This window comes from Pseudescherichia sp., assembly GCF_031979925.1.
Lineage (GTDB): Bacteria > Pseudomonadota > Gammaproteobacteria > Enterobacterales > Enterobacteriaceae > Pseudescherichia.
Map to the genome: position 1 here is coordinate 100156 of NZ_DALZFB010000007.1, position 12853 is coordinate 113008.

13 protein-coding genes are annotated in these 12853 nt (G+C 57.2%); 7 read left to right on the forward strand and 6 right to left on the reverse strand.

The window, feature by feature from the left end:
- Positions 1-561 precede the first annotated feature (561 nt).
- The 3 genes from RTM13_RS13570 (at position 562) to RTM13_RS13580 (ending at position 2471) form a co-directional block, all read left to right on the forward strand.
- Positions 562-1263: a hypothetical protein gene (locus tag RTM13_RS13570; RefSeq protein ID WP_312212515.1), complete on the forward strand. Its 702-nt coding sequence runs from the start codon at positions 562-564 to the stop codon at positions 1261-1263.
- Positions 1264-1407: 144 nt separating this feature from the next.
- Entirely contained in the window at positions 1408-1884 is a 477-nt protein-coding gene (locus RTM13_RS13575; protein ID WP_409456047.1) for a hypothetical protein, read from the forward strand.
- A gap of 134 nt (positions 1885-2018) precedes the next feature.
- Positions 2019-2471: a YhcH/YjgK/YiaL family protein gene (locus RTM13_RS13580; protein WP_312212516.1), complete on the forward strand. Its 453-nt coding sequence runs from the start codon at positions 2019-2021 to the stop codon at positions 2469-2471.
- Between the two features lie 45 nt (positions 2472-2516).
- On the opposite strand, the gene argF is transcribed toward RTM13_RS13580, so the two are convergent.
- Both argF and argL read right to left on the reverse strand, forming a co-directional pair.
- Positions 2517-3521: an ornithine carbamoyltransferase gene (gene argF / locus RTM13_RS13585; protein WP_312212517.1), complete on the reverse strand. Its 1005-nt coding sequence runs from the start codon at positions 3519-3521 to the stop codon at positions 2517-2519.
- A complete protein-coding gene (argL, locus tag RTM13_RS20220) occupies positions 3491-3586 on the reverse strand; it encodes a putative translational regulatory protein ArgL (protein ID WP_409456044.1) in 96 nt (31 codons plus the stop codon). The genes argF and argL overlap by 31 nt, the downstream gene beginning before the upstream one ends.
- A gap of 99 nt (positions 3587-3685) precedes the next feature.
- Between argL and rraB the strand changes: the two genes are divergently transcribed.
- Together rraB and miaE are read left to right on the forward strand one after the other, a co-directional pair.
- The gene (gene rraB / locus RTM13_RS13590; protein ID WP_312212518.1) at positions 3686-4111 is read left to right on the forward strand and encodes a ribonuclease E inhibitor RraB; all 426 of its coding nucleotides are present in this window, start codon (positions 3686-3688) and stop codon (positions 4109-4111) included.
- 72 nt (positions 4112-4183) lie between these two features.
- Positions 4184-4942, forward strand: coding sequence for a tRNA isopentenyl-2-thiomethyl-A-37 hydroxylase MiaE (miaE, locus tag RTM13_RS13595; protein ID WP_409456045.1), 759 nt, complete (start codon positions 4184-4186; stop codon positions 4940-4942).
- A gap of 1 nt (position 4943) precedes the next feature.
- Here the strand turns inward: miaE and RTM13_RS13600 are convergent, their stop codons facing one another.
- The 4 genes from RTM13_RS13600 to pepA form a co-directional block, all read right to left on the reverse strand.
- Complete coding sequence (locus RTM13_RS13600) at positions 4944-5450, reverse strand: GNAT family N-acetyltransferase (RefSeq protein ID WP_312212519.1); 507 nt, start codon at positions 5448-5450, stop codon at positions 4944-4946.
- 56 nt (positions 5451-5506) lie between these two features.
- Complete coding sequence (locus RTM13_RS13605; RefSeq protein ID WP_312212520.1) at positions 5507-8362, reverse strand: valine--tRNA ligase; 2856 nt, start codon at positions 8360-8362, stop codon at positions 5507-5509.
- Positions 8362-8805 carry a DNA polymerase III subunit chi gene (gene holC / locus RTM13_RS13610; RefSeq protein WP_312212521.1) on the reverse strand — a complete coding sequence of 148 codons (444 nt, stop codon included), beginning with the start codon at positions 8803-8805 and terminating at the stop codon, positions 8362-8364. The genes RTM13_RS13605 and holC overlap by 1 nt, the downstream gene beginning before the upstream one ends.
- An 84-nt stretch (positions 8806-8889) precedes the next feature.
- Positions 8890-10401 (reverse strand): leucyl aminopeptidase, encoded by a 1512-nt coding sequence (gene pepA / locus RTM13_RS13615; RefSeq protein ID WP_312212522.1) that lies wholly within the window; start codon positions 10399-10401, stop codon positions 8890-8892.
- A 256-nt stretch (positions 10402-10657) separates the two neighbouring features.
- On the opposite strand from pepA, the gene lptF reads away from it, so the two are divergent.
- Together lptF and lptG are read left to right on the forward strand one after the other, a co-directional pair.
- A complete protein-coding gene (gene lptF / locus RTM13_RS13620; RefSeq protein ID WP_312212523.1) occupies positions 10658-11758 on the forward strand; it encodes an LPS export ABC transporter permease LptF in 1101 nt (366 codons plus the stop codon).
- The gene (lptG, locus tag RTM13_RS13625; RefSeq protein WP_312212524.1) at positions 11758-12840 is read left to right on the forward strand and encodes an LPS export ABC transporter permease LptG; all 1083 of its coding nucleotides are present in this window, start codon (positions 11758-11760) and stop codon (positions 12838-12840) included. Before lptF ends, lptG begins: the two co-directional genes overlap by 1 nt.
- The last annotated feature ends 13 nt before the right edge of the window (positions 12841-12853 follow it).

Here is a 12853-nt window from a genome sequence, read left to right on the forward strand (position 1 = left end):
TGGTTTCACGATGGTGCTTCATACGTAAATGTAATAAATCTATAAATTACATTTGGTAAAGCCAGGCGTAATGGTATACGGCTTAATCTTCAAGGCGGGATAACATAACTTATGAATTTTTAAGGTAAATGTAAGTTAAAAGGCAATATGATATTACTGAGCAAATTGGTATTTTCGTGTAACAAATTGAAACGTTATTTCGCTTCGCGCAAAAAGTAATAGAAATCCTCGGAGCATCAATTTAGAATCGATTCCGATTGATAGAAAATCATTAATCACTGTTAATAATTACTGCACTATTTGGGGTGGTGGCTAACCGGTTAGCGGCCGGGTAACCACCTGAAAAAACGCATGTAGTTATGCGGGTTAGCGGCCTGCATAACGACTTGTTTTTTACTAATCGTTTACAACAAATCGATTTTAACAAACATGATGAAAAAATCTATTCTTTCGCTCGTGATTGCAACAGCGATCGCATCTATTGCTACAAACGCGTTTGCTTCTGTTATTACCCCGACGGTTCAGGGCGACCGCGGCACTCTGATTGTTAGTCGCTAAAATATGAGTGACTTAGCGAAGCTGTTTCAACACACGCCTGCCGTCCCGGAAAATACGCCGCAGATTGATCCAAAGGATCTCTTTGACGCAGACGGCGTACTGATCCCACAGCCTGCGTCATTTTGGGAGAGTAAACGGCGCGAGGAGAAGATGCTCTTCGGTCATACCCACGGGCTGTATGCGTTTCCCACTACCGAACTTGTCAGCGCGGTTAAGAGGATGATAGGCGGTCGCCGGGCCATCGAGATTGGCGCAGGTAACGGTGGCTATGCCCGGGCGCTGGCGATCCCGGCGACAGATAACCATCAGCAGGCGGATCCGAAATTTGCCCGGCTCTACCAGCTGGCTGGCCATCCGACCATTAACTATGGCCCACACGTGGAGAAGCTCGATGCCACCCTGGCCGTGGCTAAATATCAGCCAAAGGTTGTTTTAGCGTGCTGGGTAACGCATCTGTATGACCCGCGCCGCCATGAGCTAGGGGGAAATGTTATTGGCGTTGATGAACAAGCCATTATGGAAGCCGTCGATGACTATATCTTTATCGGGAACACGGACATTCACAGCGCTAAGCCGCTGCTAAAGGACTTACATAATGGCCTGATCGGAACGCATACCGTTGCGGAATATATTGTCGGCCAGCCAATGCTGCAAAGCCGCGCCGCCCGCGGAGTAGAGTTTTTGTTACGGCTGACGCGCAAGTGAAGAGCGCTGAATTCATCCTCAAGTGCATGGTGGTTGGGCTATGCCTGGCCATGTTAGTGGTCTTCTTTCTTTCAGTGTTGGCCGGGTTTGCTAATTAAACGATTTAAAAAAGGATCGAAAGATATGAAAAAAGCTATTACGCCGATGCGTTTTGATCGCGTGACGTTAGTGCTGTGTGCCACGGGTCTGGCCGTCGGTATGGCACTGACGCTTACCGGCTGCCAGTCCTCTGCCTCCCGCATGGCTGAATGCGAAGCGCAGGGCATCTCCCGCGATACGTGCTATCTGTCGGAACAGAATCGTAAGCAGAGCATCAATGCGGTTGCAGAGAAGCAGGCGATGGAGAACGCCGCTAATGCCGTGCAGCATGCGCAGGCAGCCCATCAGGCTCCGGCAGAGTACAAACCCGGTAACCTGAAGCCGATTAACGTCAAAGCCCACGGTATCGAATTTAAGCGCAGCCGAGATGGCTTTGCCTACATCAACGGTAGCCTTGCCGCTAACGATGAAAACAGTGCCGACGCCTCAGTCTATTCGGCAGGACTTTACACGGTCATTGTGTATAAGACGGGAAAAATTAACGCGATGAAAGAGGGGCAGTATGTAGGGCGCTTAAAGTAACGGACGATCGCCTGAGTTAATGAATACGCTTTTATGCGCTACCGCAAGGCTTCGGCAAAAAGCAGTGGTAGGGTAACCGAAATTCTCGTATAAACGTTAAAAATGAAACGATGTTTTATATCGAGAGGTTACGCATGATCACAGGCAACATTCACAACCTGCAGTCCTGGCTGCCGCAGGAGCTAGCCCAGGCCATTGAGCACGTCAAACAGCACGTTAACGACGCGACGCCAACGGGCAAGCACGATATCGACGGCTCGCGCCTCTTCTTCCTGCTCTCGGAAGATATGACCGAGCCGTTTGCCAAACGCCGCGCGGAGTATCACGCCCGCTATCTGGATATTCAGATCGTACTGAAAGGCCAGGAGGGGATGACCTACAGCACCCTGCCTGCCGGGACGCCGGATACCGACTGGCTGGCAGATAAGGACATCGCGTTTCTGCCGGAAGGCGAACAGGAGAAGACCGTGGTGCTCAGCGAAGGGGATTTCGTGGTCTTCTATCCGGGCGAGGTGCATAAGCCGCTGTGCGCGGTGGGCAATCCGGCTCAGGTGCGTAAGGTGGTGGTGAAGCTGCTGGTGAAATAGAGTATACGCCGGGCGGCGGCATTCGCCTTGCCCGGCCTGCTTAGATTACTCGGCGAGGGTGGCGACCATCACTGCTTTGATGGTGTGCATGCGATTTTCCGCCTGGTCGAACACGATGCTGTTCGGCGACTCAAACACCTCGTCGGTCACCTCCATGCCGCCGTGTAGGCCATAGGTCTCCGCCATCTGTTTGCCAAGGGCGGTCTGGTCGTCGTGGAAGGCGGGCAGGCAGTGCAGGAACTTCACCTGCGGGTTGCCGGTCAGGGCCAGCATCTGGCTGTTCACCTGATAGTCGCGCAGCAGCGCGATGCGCTCGGCCCACTTCTCTTTGGCTTCGCCCATCGATACCCACACGTCGGTATAGATAAAGTCTGCGCCTTTTACCCCCTCGGCAATGTTCTCCGTCAGGGTGATACTGCCGCCGTTCTGCTGCGCCAGCGCGCTGCACTCGGTTACCAGGCTCTCTTCCGGCCAGCAGGCCTGAGGTGCCACCAGACGCAGATCCAGCCCCACCAGCGCAGCAGCCTCCAGCATGGAGTTACCCATATTGTTGCGTGCGTCGCCCGCATAGACCAGCGTCATCTCGTTAAGGGCTTTGCCCGGCAGGTGCTCCTGCATGGTCAGCAGATCCGCCAGCAGCTGCGTTGGGTGAAACTCGTTGGTGAGGCCATTCCACACCGGCACGCCGGCGAATTCGGCCAGCGCCTCGACGATCTCCTGTCCATGACCGCGATACTGAATGCCGTCATACATGCGGCCCAACACGCGGGCGGTATCCTTAATTGACTCTTTATGCCCGATCTGGCTCCCGCTCGGCCCGAGATAGGTAACGCGAGCGCCCTGGTCGTAGGCGGCAACTTCGAAAGAGCACCGGGTGCGGGTAGAGTCTTTTTCGAAGATGAGCGCGATGTTTTTACCAGCCAGCTTCGGTACTTCAGTACCTTGTTTCTTATCGTTTTTGAGCTGGGCGGCGAGCTGGAGCAGGGCGTGAATTTCGGCAGGGGTAAAGTCGAGCAGTTTTAAAAAGTGTTTCTGGTAGAACGCAGACATGTTTCCCTCACATGGCGCAGGCCAATTATTGAATTAAAATTCACTTTATATGTGTAAATATTCATTTGCAAGTCTGTTTAACAAATCTTTTCCGCCAGGAGTGGAGGCATTGCCAACGGTATGTGAAAATAAGAGTATCTGCCGCACATTATGAGGAACAAGCTATGGCAAACCAGGAACATCTGGAAGAGCAGCGTGAAGAGACCCGTTTGATTATTGAAGAGCTGCTGGAGGACGGTAGCGATCCTGATGCGCTCTACACCATCGAGCACCATCTCTCTGCTGACGATTTTGATACGCTGGAGAAAGTGGCGGTAGAGGCGTTCAAGCTGGGTTATGAAGTGACCGAGCCGGAAGAGCTGGAAGTAGAAGAGGGCGATACGGTGATCTGCTGCGACATTCTGAGCGAGTGCGCACTGAATGCCGATCTGATCGACGCTCAGGTAGAGCAGCTGATGAACCTGGCTGAGAAATTTGAAGTTGAGTACGACGGCTGGGGCACCTACTACGAGGATCCCAACGGCGAAGAGGGCGATGACGAAGACGATGAAGATTACATCGACGAAGATGATGACGGTACTCGCCACTAAGTTTTTACGTCGCTAAGAACAGGCTTTGATTGTTCGTGCGGCAGCGCCTGCTGCCGCACTGCAAGGAACTCCATGGACTACGCCCAGATACTCTCCCCGATACGCCACTTTCTGCACTGCCCAACGCCTCAGGCGTGGATTGATAAAGCCCGCGATCCGGCAAACCTGCCTCTGCTGCTGACCGACCATATGGTGTGCGAGCTTAAGGCCGCGCAGACCGCGATGCTGCTGGTGCGCAAATACGCGGCGGACAAGACCGGCGGCGATACGCTGCTTGAGTGGCTTAAGCCCTACGAAGCCTTCACCTTTCGTGAAGGGCCGGAGCCGGATTTTGTCGCCCTGCACCGGCAGATAGGTAAGGGCGTGATGCCGCAGACCGACGATCCCTGGGGCCGCCTGCTGATCGACAGCATGGTGCTGCTGATTAAAGAGGAGCTGCACCACTTCTGGCAGGTGCGTGAGGCGATGACGGTGCGGAACATTCCCTACGTCAAAATCACCGCCAGCCGCTACGCCAAAGGGATGCTGAAGGAGGTGAGGACTCACGAGCCGCTAACGCTGATTGATAAACTGATCTGCGGGGCGTATATCGAGGCTCGCTCCTGCGAGCGCTTTGCCGCCCTGGCACCGTATCTCGAAGAGGATTTGCAGAAGTTCTATCTGTCGCTGCTGCGATCCGAGGCGCGCCATTATGAGGACTACCTGACGCTGGCCCAGGCGATCTCACCTCAGGATATCACTTCCCGGGTGCGCTTTTTTGGTGAGGTGGAGGCGGCGCTTATCTCAACTCCCGACAGCGAGTTTCGTTTTCACAGCGGCGTGCCGGTCTGACTCACGCCAGCGATTTTAACATCCGCACTTCACAGTCGACGTGCCCGGTGCAGCCCAGCGGTCCGTCGATGTGTTCAAAGCCCAGATGCTCGTAGAGGCCAATCGCCTCCTTCAGGAAAGCGGTAGTCTCCAGATAGCAGCGGGTAAAACCCTGCGCACGAGCGTGATCCAGCGCGGCGAGCGCCAGCTTTTTCGCCATCCCTTTGCCGCGTACGGCGGGCAGGAAGTACATCTTCTGCAATTCACAGATATCGGGTTCGCTGCACTGGAGCGGTGCGATGCCGCCGCCGCCCACTACCTGGCCATCCTGCTCAATCACCCAGTAGGCATGGCCCGGCTGGCTATAGAGGGCGTACAGCTCGTCAAGGTTGGGATCGGCCACGGTATAGCCCTTGTCGGCGGTCAGGCCATACTCCGCTGAAACCTGGCGAATAACGGCGGCGATAGCCGCGTTGTCTTCAGGCGTGATGCGGCGCATGTGCAGTTGAGTGGCAGTTGCAACATTCATGGTGAGGCTCTTTGTTGATAAGAGCCCCTTACCAGAGAGGTAAGGGGCGGACGTGATTACAGCGCGCTGATAACGCCCTGCTGCTCGACGAGTTTGGTTTTCGCTTCGGCCAGGCTGCTCAGACGCTCACGCTCTTTGGCAACCACGGCTTCCGGCGCGCGCGCCACGAAGCCTTCGTTACCCAGTTTGCTCTCGATACGACCGATCTCTGCTTCAACCTTAGCAACTTCTTTCGCCAGACGCTCCAGCTCGGCAGCCTTGTCGATCAGGCCAGCCATCGGGATCAGCAGCTCTGCGCCGTCGATGATCTTGGTCACGGAGACCGGACCTTTATCATCGGCAGGCAGCAGGGTGATGCTCTCCAGACGCGCCAGGGTCTGCAGGAAGCTGCGGTTGTCGTTCACACGACGTGCCGCATCGCTGCTGCAGCCGCGCAGCAGCAGCTCCAGCGGTTTAGCCGGGGAGAGGTTCATCTCGGCGCGGATGTTACGCACCGCGACAATCGCCTGCTTCAGCCACTCGGTATCCGCTACCGCGGCTTCATCAACCTGGGCGGCATCGAACGCCGGGAACGGTTGCAGCATGATGGTGTTAGCGGTGTTACCGGTAAGCACCTTCACGCGCTGCCAGATGGTTTCAGTAATGAACGGGATGATCGGATGCGCCAGACGCAGCAGACCTTCCAGCACCGTGACCAGGGTGTTGCGCGTGCCGCGCAGTTCCGCTTCAGAGCCACCGTTCATCACCGGCTTGGTCAGCTCCAGATACCAGTCACAGAACTGGTTCCAGGTAAACTCATACAGGATGCCCGCAGCAATATCGAAGCGGTAGCTGTCCAGCGCTTCACGGAAGGCTTTCACCGTCTGGTTGAACTCGGCACGGATCCAGCGATCCGCCAGGGAGAGGGTCATCTCGCCGCCGTTGAAGCCGCAATCCTGCTCTTCGGTGTTCATCAGCACAAAGCGGCTGGCGTTCCACAGCTTGTTACAGAAGTTACGGTAGCCTTCCAGGCGCTTCATATCCCAGTTGATGTCGCGGCCGGTAGAGGCCAGCGCCGCCAGGGTAAAGCGCAGGGCGTCGGTGCCGTGCGGCTCAATACCGTTCGGGAACTGCTTCTCGGTGCGCTTAGCAATTTTCTCTGCCAGCTGCGGCTGCATCATGTTGCCGGTACGCTTCTCCAGCAGATCCGCCAGAGAGATACCGTCCACCATATCCAGCGGATCGATAACGTTGCCCTTGGATTTGGACATCTTCTGGCCTTCGTCGTCGCGGATCAGACCGGTCATGTAGATGGTCTTGAACGGGATCTGCGGCTTGCCGTCTTCATCTTTGATGAAGTGCATGGTCATCATGATCATGCGGGCGATCCAGAAGAAGATGATGTCAAAGCCGGAGACCATCACGCTGGTTGGGTGGAACTGACGCAGAGCGTCGGTGTTCTCCGGCCAGCCGAGGGTAGAGAAGGTCCATAGCGCGGAGGAGAACCAGGTGTCCAGCACGTCTTCGTCCTGGCGCAGGGCGACGTCGGCGCTCAGGTTATTCTCCTGACGCACTTCCTCTTCCGTACGGCCAACAAAGACGTTGCCTTCGTTGTCGTACCAGGCCGGGATACGGTGGCCCCACCACAGCTGACGGGAGATACACCAGTCCTGAATATCGCGCATCCAGGAGAAGTACATGTTCTCGTACTGCTTCGGCACGAACTGAATGTCGCCGTTCTCAACCGCTTCCACAGCCGGTTTCGCCAGCACGTCGGCACGGACGTACCACTGGTCGGTCAGCATCGGCTCGATCACCACGCCGCCACGGTCGCCGTACGGTACGGTCAGGTCGTGCGGTTTAATCTCTTCCAGCAGACCAAGAGCGTCAATGGCAGCCACCACCGCTTTACGCGCGGCAAAGCGCTCGAGATTCTGGAACTCCGCCGGGATCTCGCTGGAGTAGACGTCGGTTTCGTTGCCTTTGGTGTCGTACACCTCTGCGCTTTCACGGATATCGCCGTCAAAGGTCAGGATGTTGATCATCGGCAGGGCGTGACGACGGCCCACTTCGTAGTCGTTAAAGTCGTGCGCCGGGGTGATCTTCACGCAGCCGGTGCCTTTCTCCATGTCGGCGTGCTCGTCGCCCACAATCGGAATGCGACGGTTAACCAGCGGCAGCACCACAAATTTGCCGATCAGATCTTTGTAGCGCGGATCTTCCGGGTTCACCGCGACGCCGGTATCCCCCAGCAGGGTCTCCGGACGGGTGGTGGCGACCACCAGATAATCTTTACCGTCAGCGGTTTTTGCACCGTCGGCCAGCGGGTAGCGGATGTGCCACATGGAACCTTTCGATTCGCGGTTCTCGACTTCCAGGTCGGAAATCGCGGTACGCAGCTTCGGATCCCAGTTTACCAGGCGCTTGCCACGGTAGATCAGATCTTCTTTATAAAGGCGAACGAACACCTCTTTCACGGCGTTGGAGAGGCCTTCGTCCATGGTGAAGCGCTCGCGCTCCCAGTCCACGGAGTTGCCGAGACGGCGCATCTGGCGGGTGATGGTGCCGCCGGACTCTGCCTTCCACTGCCAGATTTTATCGATGAAGGCGTCGCGACCGTAGTCGTGGCGGGTTTTCCCCTCTTCAGCGGCAATTTTACGCTCAACCACCATCTGGGTAGCGATACCCGCATGGTCGGTACCGGCCTGCCACAGGGTGTTTTTACCCTGCATGCGCTGGTAGCGGATCATGGTATCCATGATGGTCTGCTGGAAGGCGTGGCCCATATGCAAACTGCCGGTCACGTTCGGCGGCGGGATCATGATGCAGAAGCTCTCCTGGCTCTCATCGCCATTCGGTTTGAAGTAGCCCTGCTGCTCCCAGTGCTCGTAAAGCGGCTGTTCGATATCTTGGGGGTTATATGTCTTTTCCATTATTTCCAGGTTGCCGTGTTCAGGTTGAAACCAGCCAGGCGATAGGCCTTATAGCGTTCGCGAGCCAGTTGTTTCAGAGTTTCTTCGTGAGGAACGAAGTCTACCACTTCTGTGAAAGCGGTGGCAAAATCTGCAAAGTTCGCCCGCAGGCTGATCAGCAGATCGCGCGGACTGCTGTTGCGCTTCTGCGGCCAGGCGATCTCTACCGGCGCACCGCCGCGTGGGCCTTCGCCTGCCAGATTATGCGGCACAAAGCTCTCCGCCGGACGCGCCCACAGGGCCTCGTCAAGGCGAATCGCCTGCCGCTCATCTTCGCAGGCGATGAGGATACGCTTGCCTGCGCGCCAACGTTCTGCGGCAATCTCACACACCAGTTGTTCAACGGCGCTTAAGCCATCCTGCTGCGTGTCATTGTCCAGAAGGTAGAACGTTGCATTCTTCATATATGGGGCTTCTTGTGGTCACTTTAAATGCGAAGCCGGGTGGCGCTACGCGTACCCGGCCTACAATTTACTGCTGTATTACGCTTACTCTTCGCCATTAAAACCGGCGCGGTTCAGCAGGAACTGCGACAGCAGGGCGACAGGACGGCCGGTTGCGCCTTTGGCTTTGCCGGAGCGCCATGCGGTACCGGCGATATCGAGGTGCGCCCAGTTGTACTTCCGGGTAAAGCGCGACAGGAAGCAGCCGGCGGTGATCGCGCCGCCAGGACGCCCGCCAATGTTGGCCATGTCGGCAAAGTTCGACTCCAGCTGCTCGTAGTACTCGTCGCTCAGCGGCAGACGCCATGCGCGATCGCCCGCCTGCTCGGAGGCGCCGATCAGCTCGTGGGCCAGCGGGTTGTGGTTCGACATCAGGCCGGTGATGTGGTGGCCGAGGGCAATCACGCACGCGCCGGTCAGGGTCGCGATGTCAATCACCAGCTCCGGATCGAAGCGCTCAACGTAGGTCAGGACGTCGCACAGCACCAGACGTCCTTCGGCATCGGTGTTCAGCACTTCCACGGTCTGGCCGGACATGGTGGTCAGGACGTCGCCTGGACGGAAGGCGCGGCCACCGGGCATGTTCTCACAGCCCGCCAGTACGCCCACCACGTTCAGCGGCAGCTTCAGCTCGGCGACCATGCGCATCACGCCGTAGACCGCCGCCGCGCCGCACATGTCGTACTTCATCTCATCCATGCCTTCGGCTGGCTTGATGGAGATGCCGCCGGAGTCAAAGGTCAGCCCTTTACCCACCAGCACAATCGGACGCGCGTCGGCATCGCTGCTGCCCTTGTACTCGATGACCGACATCAGGGATTCATTCTGCGAACCCTGGCCCACTGCCAGGTAGGAGTGCATCCCCAGCTCGCGCATCTGCTGCTCGCCGATGACCCGGGTGGTGATGTTCTCGCTGTTGGAGTCCGCCAGCTGGCGCGCCTGCGACGCGAGGTAGCCCGCGTTACAGATATTGGGCGGCATGTTGCTGAGATCTTTCGCCGCTTTAATGCCACAGGCGATCGCCAGACCGTGCTGAATGGCACGTTCGCCGCTGGTCAACTCCCGGCGGGTGGGGACGTTGAAGACCATCTTGCGCAGCGGACGACGCGGCTCGGATTTGTTGGTTTTCAGCTGATCGAAGCTGTAGAGCGTCTCTTTTGCCGTCTCTACCGCCTGGCGCACTTTCCAGTAGGTGTTGCGTCCTTTAACGTGCAGTTCGGTCAGGAAGCAGACCGCCTCCATCGAGCCGGTATCATTCAGCGTATTAATGGTTTTCTGAATAACCTGCTTGTACTGGCGCTCGTCCAGCTCACGCTCTTTCCCACAACCAATCAGCAAAATGCGCTCTGACAGGACGTTAGGAACATGGTGCAGCAACAACGTCTGTCCCGGCTTGCCTTCCAGCTCTCCACGGCGCAGCAGCGCGCTGATGTAGCCGTCGCTGATCTTATCGAGCTGCTCGGCGATAGGGGAGAGCCGGCGCGGTTCAAACACGCCAACCACGATGCAGGCACTCCGCTGTTTCTCCGGGCTACCGCTTTTTACACTGAACTCCATGCACTACGCTCCTGAATCTTAAAGACAACAGCCGGGGCTACGGATAGAATTGCAAGCTTTCGTAACTCATGTCCGCTGTTGCGGTGACTTCGTGTTAATCTTAGTTCGACACGTCAGAACATATCCTGAAACGTGCATCCGCTGAGTTTCTTATATCTTAGCGATGCTTTCGACGACTCAAGAGAATAAATGACGTTTAAGCCATGAAACAAGCGATTTTCCTGCAAAAAGACGGGTTTTTACGGGCGTATTTATAGTGATAATCATAAGATATCTGGTTCGGGAGACGCTAAAAAGTCAACTTGCGATCTTATTCATCCTGCTTCTGATCTTCTTCTGTCAGAAATTGGTGCGGATCTTAGGCGCAGCCGTTGACGGTGATATCCCGACAAATCTGGTGCTCTCCTTACTGGGGCTGGGCGTACCTGAAATGGCGCAGCTGATCCTGCCGCTTAGCCTCTTCCTTGGGCTGCTGATGACGTTTGGCAAGCTCTATACCGACAGCGAAATCACGGTGATGCACGCCTGCGGCCTGAGCAAGGCCGTGCTGGTGAAGGCTGCGATGGTGCTGGTCATCTTCACCGGCATTCTGGCCGCCGTTAACGTGATGTGGGCCGGGCCGTGGTCCTCTCGTCATCAGGACGAGGTGCTGGCAGAGGCCAAAGCCAACCCTGGCATGGCGGCGCTGGCCCAGGGCCAGTTCCAGCAGGCTACCGACGGCAACTCGGTGCTGTTTATCGAGAGCGTGAGCGGCAGCAGCTTCCACGACGTCTTCCTCGCGCAGCTGCGCCCTAAAGGCAACGCCCGCCCATCGGTGGTTGTCGCCGACTCCGGCCAGCTGGCACAGCGTAAAGATGGCTCGCAGGTTGTCACCCTCACCAAGGGAACGCGCTTCGAAGGCACCGCGCTGCTGCGCGACTTCCGCATCACCGACTTCCAGGACTACCAGGCGATCGTTGGTCATCAGGCGGTGGCGCTGGATCCGGACGATACCGAGCAGATGGACATGCGCACCCTGATGCGCACCGACACGCCGCGGGCGAGCGCGGAGCTGCACTGGCGCTTAACCCTCATCTTCGCCGTATTCGTGATGGCGCTGATGGTGGTGCCGCTCAGCGTGGTTAACCCGCGCCAGGGCCGTGTGCTCTCTATGCTGCCAGCAATGCTGCTCTATCTGGTCTTCTTCCTGGTGCAGACCTCGCTGAAGTCTAACGGCGGCAAGGGCAAGCTCGATCCGATGATCTGGATGTGGGCAGTTAACCTGTTCTATCTGGCATTGGCGATTGCGCTGAACCTGTGGGATACGGTGCCGATGCGCCGGATACGCGCCCGTTTCGTGCGTAAAGGAGCGTTATAATGCAGGCTTTTGGCGTACTCGATCGCTATATCGGTAAGACCATTTTCACCACCATCATGATGACGCTGTTCATGCTGGTCTCTCTCTCGGGCATCATCAAGTTTGTCGATCAGCTCAAACGCGCCGGACAGGGGAGCTACGATGCGATGGGCGCGGGAATGTACACCGTGCTCAGCATTCCAAAAGATATCCAGATCTTCTTCCCGATGGCGGCCCTGCTGGGCGCGCTGCTGGGGCTGGGGATGCTGGCCCAGCGCAGCGAGCTGGTGGTGATGCAGGCCTCCGGCTTTACCCGTTTCCAGGTGGCGCTGTCGGTCATGAAGACGGCGATCCCGCTGGTGTTGCTGACTATGGCGATTGGTGAGTGGGTCGCGCCGCAGGGCGAGCAGATGGCGCGTAACTACCGTGCTCAGGCCATCTACGGCGGCGCGATGCTCTCTACTCAACAGGGGCTGTGGGCCAAAGACGGCAACAGCTTTGTCTATATCCAGCAGGTTTCTGGCAACAGCGAGCTGAACGGCGTAAGCATCTACAGCTTCAACGATCAGCGTCGCCTGCAGTCGGTGCGCTACGCGGCCCACGCGGCGTTTGATGAGCAGCAGAAGGTCTGGAAACTGTCGCAGGTGGACGAGTCTAACCTCCAGGATCCGAAGCAGATCACCGGCTCCCAGACCGTGAGCGGCACCTGGAAGACCAACCTGACGCCGGACAAGCTGGGCGTAGTCGCCCTGGAGCCGGATGCGCTCTCCATCAGCGGCCTGCGTGACTATGTGAAGTACCTGAAGTCAACCGGGCAGGACTCTGGCCGCTACCAGCTCAACATGTGGAGTAAAATCTTCCAGCCGCTGTCGGTGGCAGTCATGATGCTGATGGCGCTGTCGTTCATCTTTGGCCCGCTGCGCAGCGTGCCAATGGGCGTGCGGGTGGTCACCGGGATCAGCTTCGGCTTCGTCTTCTACGTGCTGGATCAGATCTTCGGCCCGCTGACGCTGGTATACGGCATTCCGCCGATTATCGGCGCGCTGCTGCCGAGCGCTTCGTTCTTTGCCATCAGCGTCTGGCTGATGATGCGTCGGGCGTAATCTTGCCTCCCCC